Source organism: Exiguobacterium sp. K1 (genome assembly GCF_033721435.1).
Lineage (GTDB): Bacteria > Bacillota > Bacilli > Exiguobacteriales > Exiguobacteriaceae > Exiguobacterium_A > Exiguobacterium_A artemiae.
In genome coordinates this window covers 212,308-235,639 of sequence record NZ_JAOTIT010000001.1, presented here as the reverse complement: position 1 = coordinate 235,639, position 23,332 = coordinate 212,308, and the positions used below count along the sequence as shown (strand labels likewise).

General features: G+C 49.6%; 26 protein-coding genes and 1 other annotated feature. Of the genes, 2 read left to right on the top strand and 24 right to left on the bottom strand.

What is annotated here, in order from left to right; all coding sequences use genetic code 11:
• Position 1: 1 nt before the first annotated feature.
• The 5 genes from ruvB to N7U64_RS01100 form a co-directional block, all read right to left on the bottom strand.
• Positions 2 to 997 (bottom strand): Holliday junction branch migration DNA helicase RuvB, encoded by a 996-nt coding sequence (ruvB, locus tag N7U64_RS01120; protein WP_026832440.1) that lies wholly within the window; start codon positions 995 to 997, stop codon positions 2 to 4.
• Positions 998 to 1,001: 4 nt separating this feature from the next.
• Positions 1,002 to 1,595: a Holliday junction branch migration protein RuvA gene (ruvA, locus tag N7U64_RS01115; RefSeq protein WP_012370967.1), complete on the bottom strand. Its 594-nt coding sequence runs from the start codon at positions 1,593 to 1,595 to the stop codon at positions 1,002 to 1,004.
• Between the two features lie 216 nt (positions 1,596 to 1,811).
• Complete coding sequence (nadA, locus tag N7U64_RS01110; RefSeq protein ID WP_318927997.1) at positions 1,812 to 2,909, bottom strand: quinolinate synthase NadA; 1,098 nt, start codon at positions 2,907 to 2,909, stop codon at positions 1,812 to 1,814.
• Positions 2,899 to 3,741 carry a carboxylating nicotinate-nucleotide diphosphorylase gene (gene nadC, locus N7U64_RS01105; RefSeq protein WP_318927996.1) on the bottom strand — a complete coding sequence of 281 codons (843 nt, stop codon included), beginning with the start codon at positions 3,739 to 3,741 and terminating at the stop codon, positions 2,899 to 2,901. Before nadC ends, nadA begins: the two co-directional genes overlap by 11 nt.
• Entirely contained in the window at positions 3,710 to 5,140 is a 1,431-nt protein-coding gene (locus N7U64_RS01100) for an L-aspartate oxidase (RefSeq protein WP_318927994.1), read from the bottom strand. Before N7U64_RS01100 ends, nadC begins: the two co-directional genes overlap by 32 nt.
• A 97-nt stretch (positions 5,141 to 5,237) precedes the next feature.
• Here N7U64_RS01100 and N7U64_RS01095 point away from each other — a divergent pair, with 97 nt between their 5' ends.
• Positions 5,238 to 6,329, top strand: a complete 1,092-nt coding sequence (locus tag N7U64_RS01095) for a cysteine desulfurase family protein (protein ID WP_318927992.1) — start codon at positions 5,238 to 5,240, stop codon at positions 6,327 to 6,329.
• 20 nt (positions 6,330 to 6,349) lie between these two features.
• Positions 6,350 to 6,892, top strand: coding sequence for a transcription repressor NadR (locus tag N7U64_RS01090; RefSeq protein ID WP_214850221.1), 543 nt, complete (start codon positions 6,350 to 6,352; stop codon positions 6,890 to 6,892).
• An 80-nt stretch (positions 6,893 to 6,972) separates the two neighbouring features.
• Here N7U64_RS01090 and N7U64_RS01085 read toward each other — a convergent pair whose 3' ends face one another.
• From N7U64_RS01085 to N7U64_RS00995, 19 genes are all read right to left on the bottom strand, one after another.
• Positions 6,973 to 8,256, bottom strand: a complete 1,284-nt coding sequence (locus tag N7U64_RS01085) for a hemolysin family protein (RefSeq protein WP_214763523.1) — start codon at positions 8,254 to 8,256, stop codon at positions 6,973 to 6,975.
• Between the two features lie 41 nt (positions 8,257 to 8,297).
• The gene (obgE, locus tag N7U64_RS01080; RefSeq protein ID WP_012370974.1) at positions 8,298 to 9,593 is read right to left on the bottom strand and encodes a GTPase ObgE; all 1,296 of its coding nucleotides are present in this window, start codon (positions 9,591 to 9,593) and stop codon (positions 8,298 to 8,300) included.
• 15 nt (positions 9,594 to 9,608) lie between these two features.
• Positions 9,609 to 10,094 (bottom strand): Spo0B domain-containing protein, encoded by a 486-nt coding sequence (locus N7U64_RS01075; RefSeq protein WP_290827223.1) that lies wholly within the window; start codon positions 10,092 to 10,094, stop codon positions 9,609 to 9,611.
• A 68-nt stretch (positions 10,095 to 10,162) separates the two neighbouring features.
• Positions 10,163 to 10,441 carry a 50S ribosomal protein L27 gene (gene rpmA / locus N7U64_RS01070; protein ID WP_012370976.1) on the bottom strand — a complete coding sequence of 93 codons (279 nt, stop codon included), beginning with the start codon at positions 10,439 to 10,441 and terminating at the stop codon, positions 10,163 to 10,165.
• Positions 10,442 to 10,455: 14 nt separating this feature from the next.
• Positions 10,456 to 10,794 (bottom strand): ribosomal-processing cysteine protease Prp, encoded by a 339-nt coding sequence (locus tag N7U64_RS01065; RefSeq protein ID WP_290827225.1) that lies wholly within the window; start codon positions 10,792 to 10,794, stop codon positions 10,456 to 10,458.
• 3 nt (positions 10,795 to 10,797) lie between these two features.
• Positions 10,798 to 11,106: a 50S ribosomal protein L21 gene (gene rplU / locus N7U64_RS01060; RefSeq protein WP_012370978.1), complete on the bottom strand. Its 309-nt coding sequence runs from the start codon at positions 11,104 to 11,106 to the stop codon at positions 10,798 to 10,800.
• 15 nt (positions 11,107 to 11,121) lie between these two features.
• Positions 11,122 to 11,192 (bottom strand) — a sequence feature (ribosomal protein L21 leader region).
• 77 nt (positions 11,193 to 11,269) lie between these two features.
• Entirely contained in the window at positions 11,270 to 12,607 is a 1,338-nt protein-coding gene (locus N7U64_RS01055; RefSeq protein ID WP_318927983.1) for a ribonuclease E/G, read from the bottom strand.
• Between the two features lie 64 nt (positions 12,608 to 12,671).
• Positions 12,672 to 13,475, bottom strand: a complete 804-nt coding sequence (minD, locus tag N7U64_RS01050) for a septum site-determining protein MinD (RefSeq protein WP_041261996.1) — start codon at positions 13,473 to 13,475, stop codon at positions 12,672 to 12,674.
• Positions 13,476 to 13,525: 50 nt separating this feature from the next.
• Entirely contained in the window at positions 13,526 to 14,200 is a 675-nt protein-coding gene (locus tag N7U64_RS01045; RefSeq protein WP_318927981.1) for a septum site-determining protein MinC, read from the bottom strand.
• Between the two features lie 3 nt (positions 14,201 to 14,203).
• The gene (gene mreD / locus N7U64_RS01040; RefSeq protein ID WP_012370982.1) at positions 14,204 to 14,707 is read right to left on the bottom strand and encodes a rod shape-determining protein MreD; all 504 of its coding nucleotides are present in this window, start codon (positions 14,705 to 14,707) and stop codon (positions 14,204 to 14,206) included.
• The gene (gene mreC / locus N7U64_RS01035; RefSeq protein ID WP_012370983.1) at positions 14,700 to 15,584 is read right to left on the bottom strand and encodes a rod shape-determining protein MreC; all 885 of its coding nucleotides are present in this window, start codon (positions 15,582 to 15,584) and stop codon (positions 14,700 to 14,702) included. The genes mreD and mreC overlap by 8 nt, the downstream gene beginning before the upstream one ends.
• Positions 15,585 to 15,598: 14 nt before the next feature.
• On the bottom strand, positions 15,599 to 16,633 hold the full coding sequence (locus N7U64_RS01030) for a rod shape-determining protein (protein ID WP_012370984.1): 1,035 nt from the start codon (positions 16,631 to 16,633) through the stop codon (positions 15,599 to 15,601).
• Between the two features lie 161 nt (positions 16,634 to 16,794).
• Positions 16,795 to 17,427, bottom strand: coding sequence for a RadC family protein (gene radC, locus N7U64_RS01025; RefSeq protein ID WP_214764730.1), 633 nt, complete (start codon positions 17,425 to 17,427; stop codon positions 16,795 to 16,797).
• 47 nt (positions 17,428 to 17,474) lie between these two features.
• Complete coding sequence (locus tag N7U64_RS01020) at positions 17,475 to 18,053, bottom strand: Maf family protein (protein WP_318928802.1); 579 nt, start codon at positions 18,051 to 18,053, stop codon at positions 17,475 to 17,477.
• A gap of 107 nt (positions 18,054 to 18,160) precedes the next feature.
• Entirely contained in the window at positions 18,161 to 18,892 is a 732-nt protein-coding gene (locus N7U64_RS01015; RefSeq protein ID WP_318927970.1) for a hypothetical protein, read from the bottom strand.
• Complete coding sequence (locus tag N7U64_RS01010; RefSeq protein WP_318927969.1) at positions 18,889 to 20,634, bottom strand: fimbrial assembly protein; 1,746 nt, start codon at positions 20,632 to 20,634, stop codon at positions 18,889 to 18,891. Before N7U64_RS01010 ends, N7U64_RS01015 begins: the two co-directional genes overlap by 4 nt.
• 18 nt (positions 20,635 to 20,652) lie before the next feature.
• Positions 20,653 to 21,411, bottom strand: coding sequence for a prepilin peptidase (locus N7U64_RS01005; RefSeq protein WP_318927966.1), 759 nt, complete (start codon positions 21,409 to 21,411; stop codon positions 20,653 to 20,655).
• Between the two features lie 62 nt (positions 21,412 to 21,473).
• Positions 21,474 to 21,974, bottom strand: a complete 501-nt coding sequence (locus N7U64_RS01000) for a prepilin-type N-terminal cleavage/methylation domain-containing protein (protein ID WP_318927965.1) — start codon at positions 21,972 to 21,974, stop codon at positions 21,474 to 21,476.
• Positions 21,975 to 22,112: 138 nt separating this feature from the next.
• On the bottom strand, positions 22,113 to 23,330 hold the full coding sequence (locus N7U64_RS00995; protein WP_318927964.1) for a type II secretion system F family protein: 1,218 nt from the start codon (positions 23,328 to 23,330) through the stop codon (positions 22,113 to 22,115).
• Between the last annotated feature and the right edge of the window lie 2 nt (positions 23,331 to 23,332).

Sequence of the window (23,332 nt, the reverse complement as noted above, 5' to 3'; positions counted from 1 at the left end):
TTTAGTTTCCTTCTTTCAATCCTAAATGTTGCCGCGCAAACGGCGTCAAAACACGACCGCGTGGTGTGCGTTGTAAAAATCCTTGCTGCAGCAAGTATGGTTCATAGACGTCTTCAATCGTCTGAGCATCTTCACCGATCGTCGCAGCAATCGTCTCAAGACCAACCGGACCACCGGCAAACCGTTCGGCAAGCGAACGTAACAACCGGTGATCAACGTCATCGAGTCCGAGTGCATCGACATGCAGACGATCCAGGGCGCTCGTTGCAAGTGTCGCATCGATTGCCGTTTGGTGAGCGACTTGTGCAAAATCACGGACACGCCGTAACAGACGGTTCGCGACACGGGGGGTTCCCCGGGAACGGAGCGCAATTGCTTCCGCTGCCATCCGGTCCGCTTCAAAACCAAACAAGCGGGACGTCCGCGTAACAATCGCCGACAGTTCCGGCATCGTATAGTACTCGAGTTTCAGCGTCACTCCAAACCGGTCACGAAGCGGAGCCGATAACATACCGGCCCGCGTCGTTGCTCCGACGAGGGTAAACGGCGGTAAATCAATCCGCACACTGCGGGCGAGTTCGCCTTGACCTATGACGATATCGAGACAATAGTCTTCCATCGCCGGATAAAGAATTTCCTCAATTGACCGGCTTAATCGATGGATCTCATCGATGAACAAAACATCTCCCGGTTCGAGCGAAGATAAAATGGCAGCCAAATCGCCCGGGCGTTCAATTGCCGGTCCGGCTGTCGTCTTGATGCCGACGCCCATCTCATTGGCAATGATCGTCGCAAGCGTCGTCTTACCAAGACCGGGAGGACCGTATAAAAGGACGTGGTCCAGTGTTTCCTGACGGATTTTTGCCGCTTGGATAAAGACACTCAAGTTGCCTTTCGCCTTTTCCTGACCGATGTATTGATCAAGCGTCTGAGGACGCAAACTCCACTCTTCCTGATCTTCCGCATGTGCGGATTCTGACAAAATCCGTTCTTCCACGTTCTCACCTCACATTCAATAACAACTGCAACGCCCGCTTCACGTATTGATCCGTAGACAGCACTTCACCTTGAAGTGCTTTTTTGACTTTTTCGACTTCCCGTTCACTGTATCCGAGTGCCGTCAACGCTTCACATGCTTCATTTAATTCCGCATTTCCTTGGGCAAACAATCCTTCGCTCGGAATATAATCCGGCGCGAGCTCTGCCAACTTCCCTTTTAAATCAAGGGTCATCTGCTTCGCCGTCTTTTTGCCGACACCGGGGAACTTGATCAAATAACTTTCCTTTTCCTGCTCAATCGCTTCCACAAGCGCATCGACGTCTCCGGACGCCACGATGGCGAGTGATCCTTTAGGACCGATTCCCGTTACGCCAAGCAATTTTGTGAACAGCGCCCGTTCCCGTCTTGAACGGAATCCGAACAAAACTTCCTGGTCTTCTCTGACATAATGATACGTATATACGATAACCTGTTCGTCTCCGGTCCGATAAAAAAACGGGTTCGGTGCTACGATTTTGTAGCCAATCCCCCCGACCTCGATCGTCACGAATTCCGCACAGACATAAGCGACTTCGCCGCGTACGAATTCTATCACTTTAGAACGCTCCCATCCATTAACAAACTCTCGTGTTATTGTAGCATATAACGAGGAGGCTCTTCAAAACGTAATTCTTTATACCGAAGACGTTCACGACGGAAATTCACCTCTTCTAAACTACTCAAAAAAACGAACCAGAAAAACGGAATGCGACATTCCTTTCTCTGGTTCGTAGTGCGTAAATATTTCAGACCGGCTTTTCATTTCGGACGATCAAGGACGTTCAAGCATCCGTTCGAGTGCAAGGACCGCATATCGTGTCGTTTCCGGATCAACGGTGATGATATTAACCGGCTGACCGGCTTCAATTTGTTCGAGCGACCAGGCAAGGTGTCTTAAATCAATCCGGTTCATCGTCAGACAGGGACACATGAAAGGATTCAAGGAGACAATATCGAGTTCCGGATAATCGTTCGCCAGTCGTTGGACTAAGTTCATCTCTGTACCAATCGCCCATTTTGTCCCCGGTTCCGCCCGTTTGATTTGATCAATGATATAGGCTGTCGAACCGTTTAAGTCCGAGGCTGCGACGACCTCAAAGGAACACTCCGGATGAACAAGAATTTTCCGCTCGGGATCCGCTTGACGGAACTGTTCAATTTGTCCGACCGTAAACTTCTCGTGGACGGAACAATGTCCCTTCCACAGGACGACCCGGATGTCCTCATCCGCTCCGTCGAAGATCAGTTGATCCGCAATTGGATCCCAGACCGCCATCTGTTCCAGGGGAATCCCCAAAGCATGTGCCGTATTTCGCCCGAGATGTTGGTCAGGCAGGAAAAAAAGAATCTCGCGTTCCCCGAGTGCCCATTCGACCATCGGAACGGCATTCGAGGACGTGACCGTCGCTCCACCGTGCCGTCCGACAAACGCTTTGATTTCAGCCGTTGAATTGACATAGGTCAGCGGGAGAATCGATCGGCCCAACCGGTTCGTCAATATCTCATATGCCCGTTCCGTCTGAAATCCATTTGCCATATCAGCCATTGAACAACCGGCCCGCATGTCCGGTAAGACGACTGTATGTGTTTGATCCGTCAGCATATCTGCCGTCTCTGCCATGAAATGAACGCCGCAAAAAACAGTATACTCTGCGTCTGTCATCTGTTTCGCCAGTTGGGCGAGCTGGAGTGAATCTCCGGTCGCATCGGCGAACTGAACGACCTCATCTTTTTGATAATGATGTGCCGGTAAAAATAACCGTGAGCCCATCCGTTCTTTGATACCTTTAATGATTGTCACTAATTGTGCATCCGTTTTTTCTGAGTACGTTTTTGGAATCCCCTGCTCTGTAAATAAATCAAGACTCATCTTTTTTTCCTCCCGCAATTTTCATACTGATGTCTAACGCCGGTGCCGAATGGGTCAATGCTCCGAGTGAGATGTAATCTGCCCCGCACTCACTATAGGCTGGCAACGTATCCAGCGTGATCCCGCCGGACAATTCAACGGTGATTGATTTCGGAATCCATGACCGGAACCGCTTGATTTCTTCCGGTGTCCGGTTGTCGAGCATGATAATGTCGACTCCTGCTGCAACTGCTTCCTTGACCTCTTCACCGGTCTCGACTTCGACTTCAATCGGTGTCGTATGACCGACTTGCGCCTTCGCCCGACGGACAGCTGCTGTAATCGAACCGGCGACGGTGATGTGATTATCTTTGATCATGACGGCGTCATCGAGTCGACCGCGGTGATTAAATCCGCCTCCGACTCGAACCGCATGTTTCTCAAGCATCCGGAGTCCCGGTGTTGTTTTACGGGTATCCGCAATCCGGACGTTCCCGGCGACCAGACGGACAGCCTGATGCGTCAATGTCGCGATTCCGGACGTCCGCTGAATCAGATTCAATGCGACCCGCTCTCCCGTTAAAATCGCTTGTAACCGCCCGGTCCACTTCGCAACGACTTGTCCCCGGACTATCGGTTCTCCGTCCCGGACAAGTGTTTCGTGTTCGACTCCGAGCAGTCGTGCTAGTTCGACCAATACCGCTTCGCCGCAAAAAATACCGTCCTCTTTCGCCATGAAGTGACCGGTTCCTAATTCATCGCCGGTCAAACACACCTCACTCGTCACATCCTGATGCCCGATGTCCTCCACCAAAAAATCCTCAAGCTGTCGTCGTAGATACCATCTGTTCATGTTGTCGGTCTCCTTTTAATCGTTGAATTGCACCTTCAAGCAACAGCTTTGCCGTCATCAGATGCAGACGCCTCAGTTCAGCGTCCCGTCCTGTTGCCCGTTCCTCCGGTTGGTTTTTGAAGGTTTCCAAGGTTTGTTTAAGTACGGTTTCATCAAGATGGACGGCCAGCGCTTCTGTCCATGATGGGTCAAGTGCCACCTTCTCTTCATCTTCTTTGAACTGATTTTCAGGCAATGGCAGACGGGGCGGCAACTGGAGTCGTAACGCCAGTTCCTTGCCCATCACAAAACATTCGAGAAGTGAGTTCGAGGCTAATCGATTTTTTCCGTGCAACCCTGTTGAAGCGACCTCTCCGACTGCATACAGTCCCGGAACAGTTGTCCGTCCGAGACGATCCGTTTTAATCCCGCCCATTAAAAAGTGCACACCGGTCGTCACTTCGACGATATCAGGTGATATGTTCAATATTTCACATTTTTCAACAAATGTTGGAAAGTGTGTTTGCAGATGTTCGACAGGCGTCGTATTGAGATAGACCGCTTCCCGTTCTCGTACCGTCGTGATTCTCATCGCCACTTCATCCCGGGCCGCCAAGTCGCCTTGCGGATGATCCGCCATCACGCGCCGACCGTCTGCCGTCATTAAAAAAGCACCGGCGCCCCGTAAAGCTTCCGTAATCAAGCCGTGACTGACGCCGTCATGCAACAGAACGGTCGGGTGATGTTGGATATAACCTAAATCCGATAGACCGGCGCCAACTTGAGCAGCGAGTGCCAGACCGTCACCGGTCAAGCTCGGTTCGTTCGTCGAGGCTGTAAACAATCCGCCGATGCCGCCTGTCGCCAGGATGACAGCCCGGGCTGAAAAGACGACCGGCTTTTGACCCCGATATCCCCGTGCTCCGACGACCTGTTGTCTGTTCGTCAACAATTCTGTAATGACGGTATCCTCGATGACGGGATGAACGAGTTGCTGAAGCAGTTGCGTCATGATACGTTCGCCCGTCCGGTCTCCTCCACTGTGAAAAATACGTGGTCTCGAGTGTGCCCCTTCCTGACCTAAAGCGTATGCTCCTGTCACCTGTCGATCAAACCTAACACCAAACGCTTCGAGTTCCGGAATCACCTGCTTTCCGGTTGCGGTGATAAAAGAAATCATCGTTTCATCGGTCCGCCCTTTTGCCGCCTGCTTCGTATCCGCTTGATGGCTGACATGGTCGGCTTCGAGATACGCTGACGCAATTCCGCCTTGCGCCCGCATCGAATTTGTTTCTGTCCTTGTTCCTTTTGAGACAAGAATGACATTCAGATCAGCCGGAAGATGCAGGGCAACCGAGACGGCGGCTAGTCCTGTCCCGATGATTAAAACATCCACTTCTTCTGTTTTATGTAAAGACATATGAAAAACACCTCTGTACATTTATATTTACTATTGACTTGACAATAAGTTTGGCATATTTTTAGCTGAGTGACAAGATGAAAGGATACGATAATTGATGATTTATTTAGACCATGCGGCAACGACACCTATGCACCCGGATGCCATCGAACAGTATCGGGACACGGCAGAACGGTTCTACGGCAACAGTTCTTCGCTCCATGACACGGGAGAAGACGCCCTTCAACTGCTGGAACAGGCACGGAATAAATTAATGCAATGGCTCGGTGTAACCGAAGGAACGATTATATTTACGGGCAGCGGGTCTGAAGCTAATTACATCGCTTTAAGCCATCTTCTCCGTCAAACCAATAAGACAACTGTCTTGACACTTAAATCGGAACACGATTCTGTTTTACTTCCTTTGCAACGGTGGGCAGTCCATTGGCAGGCACTCGATTTAAAGACGACCGGTGAATTCGACTGGGACTTATTCGAACAAGCGTGTACGGAAGAGGTCGGTGTCGTCTCCATCCAGCAGGTAAACTCAGAAACAGGATTCATCTTTCCGATTGCCGCGATTGCCGCCTTTTGCCGAAAAAAAGGTATTCTGTTCCACTGTGACGGGATTCAAGGCTTTTTGAAGAACCCGGTTGATTTGACTGACGTCGAAGCTTATACGATCAGCAGTCATAAAGTTTATGGACCGAAAGGACTCGGTGCCGTCTATTTGCGTCATCCCCTGTTCAGTCCCTATTATGAGGCGCACCACGAATTCGGAATCCGGCCGGGAACCGTCGATGTCCCGGGAATTGCTGCTTTCATGATGGCATGTCACCGTTATCTTCAGGAAAATCAACAGATCCAGGCATCGAGCAAAAGATTTCGTGGTATGCTAAAAAAAAGACTTCCAGCTGCTTATTATCAAATCATTGAGTCCCCTCAGCAACTTCATTCGATTTGTGCCATTCATACGAAACAACGGGATGGTCAATTCGTCCTCCTCGCCCTGAACCGTGCCGGAATTGCCGTATCGGCGGGAAGCGCTTGTCGTGCAGGTGAAAATGGCCCCAACTCGACTTTACGGGCGATTGGTTTTGATGAGTCGGCGGCTCATGGATTGATTCGACTCAGTTTCGGTCGGATGACAACAGCCGAGGAAGTAGAGCGATGTCTCGATGTTCTCTGTTCTCTGGAGGAATCAGATTAATTGGAAAGGCAGGAATAATCATGGGAAGAAGACAGTCCGGAGAAGAACGCCGGCAAGAGTTGTTAGAAATCATTCAACAAAGCGAACAACCCGTCACAGGAACGAAGTTGGCGAAGCAGGCAGGTGTCAGCCGCCAGGTCATCGTGCAGGATTTATCATTGCTAAAAGCAAAAGGACATCCTGTCGTTGCGACTGCCCGGGGATATCTATTAAATCATCCGGAGCTTGACGAATCCCGCCATATGAGAAAAGTCGTTTGCCGGCACGGTAGTGATCAATTAAAAGCAGAGTGTGACGCCGTCGTCGATGAAGGTGTCATCATCCGTGATGTCATCGTCGAACATCCCGTCTACGGCTTTTTAACAGGAGAATTGATGCTGAAAAGCCGCCGCGATGTCCGGGCGTTGATCGAACAACTGGAAGAAACGCAGGCGACCCCTTTATCCACTTTGACGGATGGTGTCCACATTCATACGCTGGAAGCGGATAACGAAGAAGCGTTAAATGCCGCAATCGATGCGCTCGACCGTTTGGGTATTCTTGTTTCAGAACTCGATGTTTAATCACGAGGATGCCTTTTAAATACATCCTTTCATAACAAAAAGGCCCATTCCTAATCGGAACGGGCCTTTTGTTATGCAGATCAGACGTTTAAATCGTCCGTTCCTTCCGATGGTTCATGTTGTGAGAATACGGCTGAAACGGTTCGGACCCGACGGTTTTCGACGTGCAGGACAGTCAAGGTCAACGGTCCATACACCATCTGAGTCCCCACTTCCGGAATATGACCGACATCTTCCATGATCCAGCCTCCAAGCGACTGCGCTTCCGTTTCCGGCATCGCCAAGTCAAATTGATGACAAAAATCTTCGATGTCGTATTCCGCCAGACATTCATACCGGTTCGGACTCACCTGTTTCGTGTACTCGAGTGATTCATCATGTTCATCCCAAATCTCTCCGACCAGTTCCTCGAGAATATCCTCCAGTGTAATCAAACCGGCTGTTCCTCCGAATTCATCGAGTACAACAGCCATATGTGACTGTTTGACTTTTAATTCCGGCAGCAAATCAATGATATGGGTTTGCGGAACGACAAACGAAACCGGACGGATCAATTCGCGAATCTCGACACGTCCATGCTTGACGAATTCCCGTAAAAAGTCACGTTCTGATAAAACTCCGATGATGTGATCAATCGAATCCTTATAGACCGGCAAGCGCGAGAATCCGCCTTTTTGCACTTCACGTAAAATTTCATCAAAACCGGCATCAATGTCGATTGCCTGAATATTCGTTCGCGGTGTCAGTGCTTCTTCGACCGTGACATTCTTAAAGTCAACCGCTCGATGCACGATTTCCGCTCCCGCTTCGTCCATGACACCTTCTTCTTCACTGATGTCGACTAAAGCCCGTAGTTCCTGTTCGGTGACAAGCGGTCCTTTCGGATCGGCCCCGATCAGCAACAACGCAACCTGTCGCAATTTCAGAAACAGGAAGATGGCCGGTTTGAAGAGACTCAGACAGACATGCAGCGGACCACTGATCCAAAATACGTACGTTTCCGCATGTTCCCGGGCATAGGACTTAGGAATGAGCTCCCCAAATAACAAAATGAACAGAAACGTCAGGAAAACAATACTGATTTGTACCAATAGATCCGTCGATACCGTCATCGCCAACCAGCCGCCGATCATCGCGACACCGAGGTTAGACAGGGTATTTCCGATTAAGATGGCGGTCAGTGTCTCCTCATACCGTTGCAACAGACGAAGAGCCTGGGTCGCACGACGGCTCCCCTCCTCCGACTGATGCAAAATCCGTAACCGGTTTGCACTCGACAAGGCGGTTTCAGACGAGGAGAAAAAGGCCGAGATGACAAGCAGGACGAAAAACCAGATGAACTGAATCGCGGGAAGTGGGTCCACGATGCTCTCACACTCCATTTCTCAAATGAACTTGTTGTATTTTAGAACGAAGACTCGATGAATTCGAATTCGAAGTCGCGGATTCGAACGACGTCGCCGTCAATCGCACCCATCTTACGAAGTTCTTCATCGACACCCATTTGACGCAACGTCCGGGCAAAGCGTTTGATGGATTCTTCACGCATGAAGTTTGTCATCGTAAACAGCTTCTCGATCCGTGGTCCTTTGATGACGAAGCAATCATCTTCATCTTTCGAAACCGTAAATCCGGCTTCCGGTGCTTCATATCCGTAAACGACACGCGGTGTCGCTGTTTTTTCTTCGAGTTCTTCGAGACCGAATTCCGGCGTCGCATCAACAAGGTCGGCGATACGGAACAAGAGATCGCGTAATCCTTGGCGTGTTGCAGCCGAGATGGCAAACACTTCAAGATCCGGGAACGCTTCTTTGAATGCTTCGAGATTCGCTTCCGCATCCGGCATATCCATTTTATTTGCGACAACGACTTGTGGTCGTTCTGTCAGACGAAGGTTGTAGTCCGCAAGCTCCTTGTTGATGATATTGTAATCGTCAATCGGATCGCGTCCTTCCATACCACTCATATCGATGACGTGCACGATGACTTTCGTCCGCTCGACGTGACGGAGGAACTGGTGACCAAGACCTACACCTTCGCTTGCCCCTTCAATCAGACCCGGTAAATCGGCCATGACGAAGCTGCGGCTGTCTTCCGTTTCAACGACACCGATGTTCGGCGTAATCGTCGTGAAGTGATACGCCCCGATTTTCGGACGGGCTGCTGAGACGATCGACAGCATCGTTGATTTCCCGACACTTGGAAAGCCGACAAGTCCGACATCTGCGAGCATTTTCAATTCGAGTTTCAAGTATTTCTCTTCACCGGGTTCACCATTCTCTGCATGTTCCGGAGCCGGGTTCGCTGGTGTTGCGAAACGTGAATTACCACGTCCGCCGCGTCCGCCTTTTGCCACGATGGCTTGTTGTCCGTGGTGGACAAGGTCAGCGATGACTGCATCCGTATCATCGTCATAAACGACTGTGCCTGGCGGGACTTTAACGACCAGGTGCTCGGCTTTACGTCCGTGCATCCCTTTCGACATCCCGTTTTCACCCTGAACGGCCTTAAAATGACGTTTGTAACGGAAATCCATCAACGTCCGAAGTCCTTCATCCACTTCGAGAACGACGTGAGCACCATGCCCACCGTCTCCTCCGGCTGGTCCGCCGTCTGGAACATATTTCTCGCGACGGAACGCTACCTGCCCGCGTCCTCCATCTCCTGCTTTTACATAAATATTTACCTGATCGACAAACATGTCAGATCCCTCCTATTACTTTTCTTCCTCGACAGGAAGACTTTCGATTTCAATCACACACTCATGTTCTGTCTGTGACTCGATCTCCATCGGCGTCACTAGATCTTTAAGGCGCGACATATCTAGTAGATCCCGATAGATCTCGATGGTCACGCCCTCATGGAAGGTCACGGATACTTCTCCATTCCCCACTTCTATCATGTCAAACGCAGCTTCAAGAATAGACGCCAAGCGCGCATCCTCCATCTGCTTTGGTATTTCGATTACATCATATTCGACAGTTAGGCCTGTCCAATCTGCTCGTTGCAGTGCGAGTGCCGTTTTCGGTAGTCCAATCAGGGAAAGTCGTCCTTCTCGCGACGCTTGTTCCCGATACATTGAACAAATCGATTCAACAGCCGCCTCGTCACCCATCGCGCTATATGAACGAACAAGTTGTAACCGATTCAACCATTCGTGACGAAGTGACTTCAAAAGATCCAGTACCTGTTCATCCTTCATCAGTCGTTCCCTCCTAAAAAAACAGACCCTAACCCCTGAAAGTGGCTAGAGTCTGCTTCATCGATCACTTATGCTGGGTAAACGCTGACTTGTTTTTTGTCGCGTCCGAGACGTTCGAAACGAACGACACCAGTTGCAGTTGCGAAAAGTGTATCATCGCCACCACGTCCGACGTTCATACCTGGGTGAATCTTCGTACCGCGTTGGCGGTAGAGGATTGAACCAGCAGAAACAGTTTGACCGTCTGCACGTTTCGCCCCAAGGCGTTTCGATTGCGAGTCACGACCGTTCTTTGTCGAACCTACCCCTTTTTTCGATGCGAAGAACTGAAGATTAAGTTTCAACATGTGGAATCCACCTCCTATATTTGTTCAAGTTGGATAAACTCACCGTAACTGTCGGCGATGGTTCCGAGTTGGACCAACATCGCTTCCAGTAACAATTGGGTGCGTTCACTGACATCCGGTGCTAAGTCAGCATACGTTTCTACGTAAAAGTAGCCACCTTCTTGTTGTTCTGCCATTTCAAGGAGCAGGACCTGCCCGAGCAGTGATTCGATGGCATTATATGCCCCGAAGATCACACTTGATGTGCCGGCACAGACTAAATCCAAACCAGGCTCAGCGAACTCGGCATGTCCTGTCACTTCGATGGAACGGATCAACTCCGCTTCATCTCGTCGAATCTTGACACGTATCATGGCTTACGCTTCGATTTTCTCGATGCGGACCTTCGTGTAAGGTTGACGGTGACCTTGCTTACGACGGTAGTTCTTTTTAGCTTTCATTTTGAAGACTGTGATCTTTTTCGCGCGAGCGTGTTTGATGACCGTTGCTACGACCTTCGCACCTTCTACGAGTGGAGCGCCGACTTTAACATCGTCACCACCAAGGATCAAGACTTCGCCGAATTCTACTGTGCTGTCGACGTCTGCGTTTAATTTCTCAACGTAGATCTCTTGGCCAGCTTCGACTTTAACTTGTTTACCACCAGTTTTAATAATTGCGTACATTACGTGCACCTCCTCTTAGGAACTCAGACTCGCCATCACGGGCAGCGGATGCTTTAAAGACCCGGTCTGTGCGGTTGTAGTCATTTGGGTGCTTCCAAACGAACTAACGTTATTCAGAATACCAAATGAAGTTGACTATTGTCAATAACGTTCTGCCGGATTCTCAATGTCTTTTGACAAAATCGTCACAGTCGGCTTTCGTACCGGTAAACAGAATGCCCGGTTCACCTTCTATCAGAAGTAATTCAAGAGGACTTTCGGCGAGAAGCAACGGACTGAGCAGAGCGAGCGGAGCGCGAACGACCGCCGCTTCCGTATGTGTCGCGAGTTCCATTAACCGCGGCTCGAGTTGCCGGTGGATGGCGATCCGGGACAACTGACCATGATCCCGTGACCGTTCGAACAAAGACTTCCCGTGTCGCTGACGTGTCAGTTCACATAAGCCCATCTTTGTAAATCCGTACACTTCAATCTGTTTTGACTCATGGGCGGCCCGTTCCTTCAACAGTTGTGTCACCCGTGTCTGCCCTTTACTGGAACCCCGTAAAAAATCGACGGCAATCATCCCACTGATATTTCGCAGACGGAGCTGACGCATGATTTCAACAGCCGCCGCTTCATTGATTTGATCGAACGTCCGCTTTTGTTCTTTGACGGAAACCGTTTTTCCGCTGTTGACATCAATCACGGTCATCGTCTCGACTTCTTCAATCAACAGATATGCACCACCGTCAAGCCAAACGACCCGGTCCAGTGCCTTCTCAATCGCCCGGTCGACCTGTTCCATAACCGCCAGACGTCCTTTGATGACCGGACGCTCGACTTGCAGCCCCATCTGCTCGAGCCGTTCTTTCTCCGCTCTGGTCGTGACAAGCGCTTCGGCGACATGACTCAACCGTTTCGCTTCCTGAATGATCAACGGTTCATCCTGTTCCAGCGTCGCCTGCTCCAACATGTGCTGATGACGCGCACGCAATTGCTTCAATTCCGTCATCAATACCCCGACCTCGGCTTGCGCTGCTTCTGTCCGGTATAAAATCCCTTCTTCTTCCGCTACCGGAATCACTTTGGCCAGCTGTTGCTGGACGACGAGATCCAGTTTACGGCTGAAACGTACGCGGCGTCCGTACGGGAAATAGACGAGAAACCTTCCGCCATAGGTGATGTTTTGTGTTACTTTATGCTGTTTCGGCGCAGCCCCTTCTTTCACCACCTGGACGAGTAAGGTTTGACCGACCTGAACGGCTTGTCCGATTGTCGGAACTTCCGGATAACGGCGTAACGTCTCGAGCGTTTCATTGATCGGTAAATAAAGCGGCGTGCCATCCGTCGCAATCAAAAATGCCGCTTCAAGCGTCGGGTGCAACCGGTCGACTTTGGCATGCAGCAACGTACCGACCCGAATCTCATCCCGCATCCGTTCATGGTATTCGACGACACGTCCTCCTTCGACCAATGCCACCCGTTCCAGGGACGGAGTCTGTTCACTAATCCATTTCATCTTCATTCCTCCATGAAAAATAGACTAGAAGCATCAAAACCCTTCTAGTCTATTTTTCCCCATCTTATTTCATGCCAAGCATTTTTTTAAGTTTCACGAAAAATCCTTTTTGCGGCTGTTCCATGATGTCGAGCAACGGAACAGACTCTCCGAGAATCCGGCGGGTGATGTTCCGATAGCCAAGACCAGCCCGGTTATCCGGATTCATCGTCACAGGTACACCACGATGTGAAGCCGCGATGACTTCTTCATCATCGACGATCAGACCAAGCAGATCAATCGACAGAATACGCATGATTTCATCGATATCGAGCATATCTCCAGATGCCATCATATGCGAACGGACACGGTTGACGACGAGCTTCGGTACGATTTGACGTTCCGAACGCTCCAGCATACCGATGATCCGGTCTGCATCCTGAACCGCTGCTTTTTCCGGTGTCGTGACGATGACTGCTTCATCTGCACCGGCAATCGCATTCATGAATCCTTGTTCGATTCCTGCCGGGCAGTCAATCAAAACAAAGTCATACTCGAGTTTCAACGAATCAATGATGCCTTTTACCTGTTCCGGTGTAACGGATGATTTATCCTTGGATTGGGCAGCAGGTAACAGATACATTTCTTCAAAACGTTTATCACGGACGAGGGCTTGATGCAGTTTACATTGTCCGGTCACGACGTCAACGATATTATAGATACTCCGGTTGTCGAGGCCAAGTACGATATCCAGATTCCGAAGACCGATATCTGTATCAACGAGACAAACCGAATGCCCCATCAGCGCAAGTGCCGTCCCGATGTTAGCCGTTGTCGTCGTCTTACCGACGCCACCTTTACCAGATGTGACGACGATGGCACGTCCCACATGCGTTTTCGCATCTTTATGTACCTGTTCTTTCACTTGTTCCATATCTGTCACCCTCTTTCACTATCAATCGCAAATTGATCCATCCGCGCAAGCGGAACGGTTTGAAGACGAGAAAATTCTACTCCTGTTTCCCCGACAAACGCACAGCCCATATCCAGTGCCTGAATCGGCGCATCGTCCGGATCTTCATAAACAAAATCAGAAATTGAAATCCATTTCGGTTGTAAGACACTGGCAGCAATGACAGCTTGATGATTCCCGCCTTTTCCTGCATGAACCGTTCCACGTAACGCTCCCAGGCAATAAATGCTGCCGGTTGCGTGAACGACGGCTCCTGGATTGATGTCGCCAATGACGACGATCGATCCTTCAACGTCTACGACATGCCCACTGCGGGCCGTGCCGCCGAAGTAATGAAACGTTCGTTCCCCGTACATGGCTTTTGCTTCATCCTTCGTCAGACACTCGCTGTCGTACCCATTAAACGAAAATGAATCATGACGTGCAACGATGGATTCGACAGCCGTCACTACGCCTTCGTCGACATAACGGCGACCGAAGAAGAAAGTAATCGGAACGGCGCGTCCGTTCTCGACGGATTTGTCGGCAAGCGTCAATTCTAAATCGTCAAGAAATTCATCCACACTGCACCTTTCATTTACATAGACGGCGAGGCCACCACGATGGCCCTTCATCGTTACATAACGCTTACGCTCAATCATGACTCATCCTCTTTTCTCATCAAATGTGGATTGCACCAGTCGCGTCATCGGGTAATACAGCACGATGATCCCAATCAACTGCGCAATGAGACTCCTTGGAATGATTTGTGTCGCGAGTTCCTTGAAGGGAACACCGACCCCTACGACCGAAGCCGTGAAGAAATAAATATCCAGTTCAAACAAAATAGCGCTGAACGTAAAGGTGACGATAATCGTTAATACGTTCTCCTTTACATATTTTAGCACGAAGCTACTAAAAAGCGGAATGGCAGATAGTGCAAATAAATAAATTCCGATGATATCCGAGTAGACAAAATCATATAACAGACCAAACAGCAGTCCAAAACCAAGCGCCTGTTCGATTTTTCCGTAACGCCCCAAAAACATCAACGCAATCAGCGTGACATGAATGACGTAAGGAGAGCCGTCTCCGAGCGGACCTGCGAACAGTGTTCCTTCCAAGATAAAAAGAAGGAACACGGCGAAAAACAACTTGATGTTATTCACGAGTGTCCCCTCCCTTGTCGGTCTCAGCGAAAGGTTCCTTCGCTTCGCGCTGGATCACGAAAACGTGACCAAACTGTTCGAAGTCTGCTGCCGGTTTGACGTATGCGATTTTCGAAGCACCGTATTGATCCGATTTCACTTGTTCGATCTTACCGACGACGATACCGCTCGGATACTTGCCACCAAGTCCGGATGTCGTAACAATCTGACCTTTTTTCAGTTTGGCGTCGTTCGGAATCTTCGTGAATTTCAAAAGATTCGTCTCTTCGTCAAAGCCTTCAATCGTTCCGAAGACCCCTTTACCTTTTGTATCGTCAGCGACAGCTGAGACATTGTTCGTCCGGCTCGTATCCGATAATAACTGAACGAGTGAAGTGTAGGCACTTGTCTGAATGACACGGCCGACCAACCCATCTGCCGTCACGACGGCCATGTTGGCTTTCACCCCTTGTTCTTTACCGATGTTGACCGTAACGAAGCGTTGCCATTCGGATGACGTCCGACCAATCATTTCTGCCGGTAATAACGTGTAATCACGAATCGACCCTTTTAACTTCAACATGTCTTTTAATTCATTGTTCTCACGTTCCAGGTCGCGGACTTTAACGGAATTTCCGGCATAGTCGCCCAGTCGTGATTTTAAATACTCATTTTCCTTATACACATCGCGCACTTCTTTAACCGAAGTGACCGTATCATCAATCCAGCCAATCGGTGTCGCAAAAAGACGTTGGCCAACCCCGACCGTATCGCGGACAAAGCTTTGATACCAGTGGGTTTGGTTACGTCCTTGAAGCGAGATTCCGATTAAAATCACCAAAAGGAGAAAACTAAGGAGTGTGATGAGCAGTTTTCGATTATTTAAAAATCGCTTCATCGCTCATCCCGTCCTTATCTTTTTTGTGAGATGCCTGATTTCGAACGCAACACATTCATCATCTCCAGTGATTTACCTGTACCGATTGCAACACAGTCGAGCGCATTTTCCGCAACGAGTGTCAGGATGCGTGTTTCATCTTCAATCACAGCATCCAAGTTTTTCAGAAGGGCACCGCCGCCTGTCAGGACGATTCCGCGGTCCATGACGTCTGCTGATAATTCCGGCGGTGTTTGTTCGAGCGTATGCTTGACACCGGCTAAAATCGCATCGACTGTATCAGACAACGCGTCACAAATTTCTGCACTTGTGACTTCGATTTGTTTTGGAAGTCCCGTTACGAGATCACGTCCACGAATTTCCATCGTCTCGTTTTCCGATTCTTCATCAATCCGCGCATAACCAATCGTCATTTTCAACGTTTCAGCCGTCCGCTCACCAATCATCAAGTTGTATTTCGATTTGATGTAACGAATGATCGACTCGTCCATCTCATCTCCACCGACACGAATCGATTGGCTTGTAACGATACCACCGAGTGAAATGACAGCAACTTCAGTCGTTCCGCCACCGATATCGACGACCATGGATCCCGTCGGTTCAGAAACCGGAAGACCTGCTCCGATTGCTGCCGCGAACGGTTCTTCAATCGTATAAGCTTCGCGTGCACCAGCGAGTTTGGCTGCATCTTCAACCGCACGTTTTTCAACGGATGTGATACCGCTTGGTACACAGATCATGACGTTAGTCTTAGACGAGAATAAGCCTTTTTTCTTCGTTGCTTGATCCATGAAGTATTTGATCATCGTAGCCGTTGTTTCATAATCGGCGATAACCCCATCTTTCATCGGGCGTCGTGCCGTCACGTTTCCCGGTGTCCGTCCAATCATGTTTTTCGCTGCATTACCTACTGCTTCAATCTTTCCTGTATCGGTACGGAATGCGACGACAGAAGGTTCGCGCACGACGATGCCTTGCCCCTTCACATAAACGAGCGTATTTGCCGTACCTAAGTCAATGCCGATTTCACGGCTAAATGATCCAAACATTATTCAAAAAACCCCTCTCTGAGAATACACTTCACTAATTATAACGGAAAAGCCTTCCTTGGAAAGCGTTAAAACGTTACAGCTTGTTTACAGTTCAATGGTGGTTATAAAAGTAAAAACGCCTGAGGTCAGGAAGCACAGTTCCCCCTCAGACGTTATTCTTACATAAATCCCCGCTGTTTCATACTAATAAATTGTCCGTGTCCGATGACGAGGTGATCGATGCAACTGATTCCGATCAATCTGCCCGCTTCAACCATTCGTTCCGAGACCTCGATATCTTCCCGGCTCGGTGTCGGGTCACCGGACGGATGATTATGGACGGCGATGAAGCTTGCCGCCGAACAACGGATGGCTTCCCGAAATATGTCGCGCGGGTGAACAATCGATGTATTGAGTCCGCCGATGAACAGTGTTTTCTTCGAGATCACTTCGTTTTTCGTGTTCAGATACAGGCAGATGAAGTGTTCCTGTTGGTACAACCGCATCTCCTCCATCAGCAATTCCGCGGCATCATCCGGTGAGCGGACGACCGGACGGACCCATTTCGGTTCCGTGACGAGCCGGCGGCCGAGTTCCAGTCCCGCCATGATTTGGAGCGCCTTTGCTTTTCCGACGCCCGGTGCCTTCTCCAGTCCGCCGACACCTGCTGCTTCCAGTTCGATCAGCGACGGATAGATTTCAAGTAAGTCTTCGGCGATTTCAAGCGGACTTCGGTTCCGGGTTCCGCTGCGGACGAGACACGCCAATAATTCCACAGTCGTCGCCTGTGCCAACCCTTTTAATTGAATCATATCCTTTGGCCATTCAATCACTTCATCCGACCTTTCTGTACAAGGAATTACGCGAACATCGGCTCGATTCCAAATGCCTCAAGACGGCGGCTGATCGGATTGATCGGCAGACCAACGACGTTATAATAGTCGCCGTCAATCGCTTCGACAAACAGACCGCCTTTCCCCTGAATTCCGTATCCGCCCGCCTTGTCATACGGCTCATCTGTCGCAGCATAGGACAACATCCAACTTTCCGGAATCTCGCAGAACCGGACCGTCGTCGTGACCGTAAACGTCTCCTCCCGTTCATCCTGTAAAAGGGTTACACCGGTCACGACTTCATGTGTCCGTCCGGATAACAGCCGGAACATTTCGAGGGCAGCCGGTTGATCTGCCGGTTTTTCAAGAATCTGCTGATCCAGTGCCACGACGGTATCTGCTGCCAGGACGATTTCACCGGGCTTCGCGACAGCGCGGGCTTTTTTCCGTGATAAATACATCACGTACTCTTCGGCTGCCATCGGATACGGTGCTTCCTCCAGGACATCCGCCGGTCGTATCGTATGCGGCACCCCAATCTGCTGTAACAGTTCCGTCCGTCTCGGAGAGGCAGAAGCCAGAATCAATGAGTGTTGCGTTATCATCAGTATCACGCTCTTTTCCTTCTTTTTCGACCAGTCTTACTGGAATCAACTTTTAGTATAACGAAAAACAAGTGCCGCTCCGAGTAAGAGCAACACTTGTCTTTCGGTTAATTATCTGTAACATCGACAAACGGATCCGATTTTGGTGTCGTCTCTTGAAGAGGCGTCTGTTTATCCGGAATCAACTTCGTTAAATCCGGTCGGTAGTAACTTTCAATCTCGACCGTAAAGGACATCAGTTCGTCTTCGAGGACAATTGTCTGACTGCCGGGACCCGGTTCATCCGGACCGGTCAACTGGATTTGGCGTAAAATCGTAATCCGGTCCGTCCGTTCGATTTGTTTAAGAAAAGCCATCAGTTCGAGATAGGATGGGGCTTCGACCGTCAAAGAAGCAGGCAGTGCCGTCGCCGTCGTGGTCGCAACCGGTGTCTCTGCCGTCTGAGCAGCTTCCGTCTCGGATTCCGTCGCCATTGCACCGTCCACGGCAGGCGTTGACTGGACCGGCGATGCAGGAGCTGCTTCCGTTCCGGTTGCACCAAACGTGATGGCTTGGACTTTCACACCGGCAATTTGACTGGCGGCATTGATCGCATCAATCACATCATCATTCGCCGGTACGACCGGCACCTGTTTTTGGAGGAAGCTGGATTCAGCAACATCGACTTTCTGTTCATTCGCTTTTGCCGCTTCAAGCGCCATCTGTTCCCGTTCAAGCGTTGCTTCGGTTTGCTGTAATTCCTGATACGTCGTGTACGTCGTATAACCGAAGTAGCCGAGCCCCCCGACAATCAAAACAATCGTCAAGGCAAGAAGAATGAGACCACTATACCGTTTCAATTTTCTTCCACCTCCTCTACTTCAGTCGAAACCGGTTCGTCCGCTTCTGTGCCGGCCGCCGGTGGTTCCACCGTTTCCGTCGCTTCCGCTTCCGGGTCGACCACGGCATCCGTCGTTGCATCTTCCTTCGGCGCATCGGGATCCGCCTGGTTCGTTTCCCCTTTGATGACTTCCGCCGGGACAACCGTCAGACCAAATTGCCCGATATAGCGGGGTTCTTCCGTCTCCGTCTCGTCCGTCGGCGTAATGGTCGTCGTCGGAATCTCTTCGCCGGTCGACGGATCGATCGTCGTTGATGTGACGACTTCCGCTTCTTCATTCATCGTTTTCGTCGTGACATTCGTTAACGTCACTCCGGTAAAGGCCGTATCCGTCAACAATTGACGGTAAAAACCGTTTAACTCATCTAACGTCTCGAACTGGGCATTCATTGTGACAACATGATCTGCGCCATAAGCGAACTGCAGGATGTAACCGCGTTCCGGCAAATAACGCGTAATCCGTTCGAGGGCCGGAACAGCCGGACGTGGTGTTGCTTCAAGACCATCCACTGTTTGTTTCAGCTGTGCGACTTCTTGTTTGGCAGATTGGGCCGATTCTGATTGTAGCGCTCGGACGATCTGAATCTGATTATTCGCGGTCTCGATCCGGTCGGCAAATTGATCGGTCTGCCAGTAAAGGTATCCGCCGACCATACCGCCGAATAGCAGCAGGATCAGCGAGGCGACGAGCGGAAACTTTGGTGCGACATCACTGTCCGGCAACAAATTGATCCGCTCTTTATGGCTGGTCGCGAGACCGACGAGCGGCAAATACGGCTTTGGAATCGGTTGACCTGACACGTCAAGGACATCCGGCACCTGTTCCAAACGGACGTCAAAGTTCGTTTCGAACCGGCGGACCAATTCCTCTTGAAACGGAAAATCTCCGGTCAGCATGACGCGACGGATTTCCCGACCGTCCCGTGCCAACGAAAAGCGATAGAAATCGAGCACGCGGGAAAACTCCAGTAACATCTCTTCGAGGATGAATTCGACGTTGGCATCGTCCGATTGATACCGGTAATGCAACCGGTCCTCGATGACGTCCACTTCCCAGGCATTCGCGACAAACGTGTCGACCGAACGAATCAGACGCGGGACTTTGTCTTCAATGATGATCAACTGGTGATTCGTTGCATTGACGTTCCAGATCAACAGATTGCTGTCGGCTTCGACCTCATAGAGCGAATCGAGACCATAAAACGTCGCCAGTGGTTGCGGTTCTGCTGCAACAAGGCGGATATGTTTTTTCCGGAACAGCTCCATATACTGTTTTAATGCTTCGTTTGGTGCCGCATACAACATGATTTCCCGTTTGCCGTCTTCTTCGAGCAACGTGTAATCAAAATAAGGTTCTTCAAACGGCAGGACGATACTGTGTCCCAGTTCCATAAACAAATAACCGCGAATCTGATTTGTCTCGACCGTCTCCGGAATTTCGAGTTTCCGGGCCAGGACGAGAGATCCGTCAATCGCGAGGACCGCTTGCGAACCGCGGGGCACCTTCAGCTTTGCCAGTAAGCTGTCAAAGATCAGATCGAGTGATGCTTCCGGCTGGAGCCATCCTCCTTGAAGCGTTCCGGGCGGCAACGAGACGACACCGCGTCGTTTAATGACACCCTTTTTAACGACTGCTCCGAAAATCCCGACATCCGTGAAATTAAAGTAAATATATGTACCTCTGCGCCGAGCTTGCGCCATATGTATGTTCTTCCTTTCCTAGAGGAACAGATCGAGATAAAGCTTCACCCAATCGTCCGCGAAGTAATATGTCAGTAACGTTCCGACGGCAATCGAAGGAACAAACGGAATCGGTTGTTTTCGTTCCACGCGTTTGAGTCCGAGTAACCCGAGACCAATGATTGATCCGACGAATGCGGAAACGAACAACGCGATGACGACGTGTAACGGACCTAAAAAGATTCCGAGCACCCCAAACAGTTTGACATCCCCGGCGCCCATTCCCTGTCGTGACGCAAGAAAAATCACGAACAATAGAAAGAAGCCGACGAATCCGCCAATAATTGGATTATACCAGTTCTCAAGGGGAGAAAGGTAGCGAACAATCAGACTAATCGGTAAAAAGAATAATAAGATTTTGTTCGGAATCAGCATGTAAGCAAGATCCGACATAACGAGGATGCTGAGCAGACTCGTCAGCAGAATCGACAGGACGAATTGCATCGACCAGCCGAACTGATAAAAGGCGTACGCATATAACATACCGCCGAATAATTCGAGTGCCGGATACTTGATTGAGATCGGCAGCTGACACGTCCGGCATTTGCCACCTAATGCGAGATAGCCGATGACCGGAGTCAGCTCAAGCGGACCGAGGACATGCCCGCAGTTCGGACAATGCGAGCGCGGACGGACGATGGATTCCCCGACCGGGACCCGTAAGCCGACGACGTTTGTAAATGAGGTCACGAGCAGCCCAATCAGGAAAAAATAAACGGTAAAGACGACTGTCATCATACAGTTCCCTCCTAAAAAAGTTCAGAAAAAAACCCCCGATATGGGGGTGACAACTAAGAGTTTTATGGCGTTACAGGCGCAGCTTTAGCAATGTTATCACGTTTTAACTCACTAGGATCTTTTGTAACGAAGTAGTCTTTATCGCCTTTTAAAGTAACCTTATAAGTATACTTACCATTCTCTTCTTTCACAGAAACAAAAGCATCTTTATATGCAGTCGGAGAGTTAAATGGATCTTCCATACTATCAATATACTTATCTAATACAACACCATCTGTTGCTGCATAATCCGTACTACCTTTTCTTACTCCCATTTCAACTGTTGCTCCAGGTTTAATTGGATTAGACGAAGTATACAATTTCGCAGCCGAAACCAGTTGTTTCGCATCGGACACAACCGCATCCTTACGTGAGTTCTCAATCAATCCGCCGATGGCGACGACAGCGATTGCTGCAATGATACCTAAGATAACGACAACTACGAGTAACTCGATCAATGTCAAGCCGCGCTCATCGCGCATTTGTTTTGCATCTAACCAGATTTCTTTCAGACGTTCTAACATGTTTACTATTCCTCCCTAGTACTTTTTTACTGTTCCTGACGTATAGGTCATACTGTCCAGATGAATACTATTATAGTAGCACCATATTTTTTGTAGAAAATGTATTTTTTGTACGATAGGTAAATGTTTTTACAGTTGTCAACTGGCCTGAATATCGGAATAGATTTTAAACATCGGAACAACAACCGCGATGACAATGACACCGACGATAACAGCGAGTACGACAATCAATAACGGTTCGATGATGGACTTCAAGCGATCCGTCGTCGTCTCGACTTCCGTTTCGTAAAAATCGGCGACTTCCGTCAGCATCGAGTCAAGTCGTCCTGACTCTTCCCCGATCGCAATCATCTGTGTGACAAGCGGTGGAAAATATTTGTTTTTCGCCAACGGTTCGTGCATCGGAATCCCGCGTGCCATCGCTTCGTTCGCTGCGGCAATGCCTTTGCGGATAACCCGGTTCGTGACAATCCGTTCCGTGATATCAAGTGATGAAAGAATCGGGACCGACGCATTCAACAGGACAGCCAGTCCCCGTGTCATCAACGCAATTTGTGACTTTTGTATCAACGGACCAAAAACCGGAATCATCAATAACAACCGGTCGAAGACAACCCGTTGCCGTTCGTTCTTCAAGTTAAAATACAATAATCCGAGTAAACCAAACACAATTAAGAGTAAGACCCACCAATAGGCAACAAAAAAGTCAGAGACCGCCACGACGATTTTGGTAATCAACGGCAGTTCACTGCCGAGCTGATCGAAAATCGAGGCGAATGTCGGGACGACGTTCAGCATTAAGAAAACGACAACACCAACTGCGACGATTGAAACGACCGCCGGATAAATCAGCGCTGAGATGACTTTGCGTTTGATTTCATATTGTTTCTGTAGCTGGGTGACGATATTATCCAGTGCTTCTTCCAAGTTTCCGCTTGCTTCCCCCGCCATCGCCATACTGACGAAAAACGTATCGAAGACACGAGGATGTTTTTCAATTGCTTGCGAGAATTGAATTCCGCTCCGTAAATCATCTTCGACCTCGACAAGTGCCCGCTCAAGCGGTTTTGAATCGGTCTGCTTCCGTAAGATTTCCGTTGCTTTGACAATTGAAACACCGGACCGGACGAGTGTCGCGAACTGCCGGGCGTACATGACCAAATGCTCGATTTTCGGTTTCGCGGTTAAAAATGTGATCTCCGTATTTAATCCTTTAGACTCTTGTTTCTCAAGTAACGTCACGGCAATTTGATCAGTCCGTAAACGTTCTGCTGCTTCCCGTTTCGTCAGTGCTGTAATCTTGCCTTTTTTCCGTTTACCGGTCATCGTGCGACCTTCATATTTGAAGACTGTCATTA

What these genes read in the sequence shown, in the direction of transcription:
- nadA (WP_318927997.1), bottom strand. Translation starts at nt 2,909, where the DNA reads ATGAGTCTTGATTTATTTACAGAGCAGGGGATTCCAAAAACGTACTCA.
- N7U64_RS01100 (WP_318927994.1), bottom strand. Translation starts at nt 5,140, where the DNA reads ATGTCTTTACATAAAACAGAAGAAGTGGATGTTTTAATCATCGGGACA.
- N7U64_RS01055 (WP_318927983.1), bottom strand. Translation starts at nt 12,607, where the DNA reads ATGAAATGGATTAGTGAACAGACTCCGTCCCTGGAACGGGTGGCATTG.
- N7U64_RS01095 (WP_318927992.1), top strand. Translation starts at nt 5,238, where the DNA reads ATGATTTATTTAGACCATGCGGCAACGACACCTATGCACCCGGATGCC.
- N7U64_RS01005 (WP_318927966.1), bottom strand. Translation starts at nt 21,411, where the DNA reads ATGATGACAGTCGTCTTTACCGTTTATTTTTTCCTGATTGGGCTGCTC.
- N7U64_RS01000 (WP_318927965.1), bottom strand. Translation starts at nt 21,974, where the DNA reads ATGTTAGAACGTCTGAAAGAAATCTGGTTAGATGCAAAACAAATGCGC.
- N7U64_RS01010 (WP_318927969.1), bottom strand. Translation starts at nt 20,634, where the DNA reads ATGGCGCAAGCTCGGCGCAGAGGTACATATATTTACTTTAATTTCACG.
- N7U64_RS01065 (WP_290827225.1), bottom strand. Translation starts at nt 10,794, where the DNA reads ATGATACGTGTCAAGATTCGACGAGATGAAGCGGAGTTGATCCGTTCC.
- mreC (WP_012370983.1), bottom strand. Translation starts at nt 15,584, where the DNA reads ATGAAGCGATTTTTAAATAATCGAAAACTGCTCATCACACTCCTTAGT.
- nadC (WP_318927996.1), bottom strand. Translation starts at nt 3,741, where the DNA reads ATGAACAGATGGTATCTACGACGACAGCTTGAGGATTTTTTGGTGGAG.
- N7U64_RS01020 (WP_318928802.1), bottom strand. Translation starts at nt 18,053, where the DNA reads ATGATAACGCAACACTCATTGATTCTGGCTTCTGCCTCTCCGAGACGG.
- N7U64_RS01090 (WP_214850221.1), top strand. Translation starts at nt 6,350, where the DNA reads ATGGGAAGAAGACAGTCCGGAGAAGAACGCCGGCAAGAGTTGTTAGAA.
- N7U64_RS01075 (WP_290827223.1), bottom strand. Translation starts at nt 10,094, where the DNA reads ATGAAGGATGAACAGGTACTGGATCTTTTGAAGTCACTTCGTCACGAA.
- radC (WP_214764730.1), bottom strand. Translation starts at nt 17,427, where the DNA reads ATGATTCAATTAAAAGGGTTGGCACAGGCGACGACTGTGGAATTATTG.
- rpmA (WP_012370976.1), bottom strand. Translation starts at nt 10,441, where the DNA reads ATGTTGAAACTTAATCTTCAGTTCTTCGCATCGAAAAAAGGGGTAGGT.
- obgE (WP_012370974.1), bottom strand. Translation starts at nt 9,593, where the DNA reads ATGTTTGTCGATCAGGTAAATATTTATGTAAAAGCAGGAGATGGAGGA.
- N7U64_RS01030 (WP_012370984.1), bottom strand. Translation starts at nt 16,633, where the DNA reads ATGTTTGGATCATTTAGCCGTGAAATCGGCATTGACTTAGGTACGGCA.
- N7U64_RS00995 (WP_318927964.1), bottom strand. Translation starts at nt 23,330, where the DNA reads ATGACAGTCTTCAAATATGAAGGTCGCACGATGACCGGTAAACGGAAA.
- rplU (WP_012370978.1), bottom strand. Translation starts at nt 11,106, where the DNA reads ATGTACGCAATTATTAAAACTGGTGGTAAACAAGTTAAAGTCGAAGCT.
- N7U64_RS01045 (WP_318927981.1), bottom strand. Translation starts at nt 14,200, where the DNA reads ATGATTGAGCGTAAGCGTTATGTAACGATGAAGGGCCATCGTGGTGGC.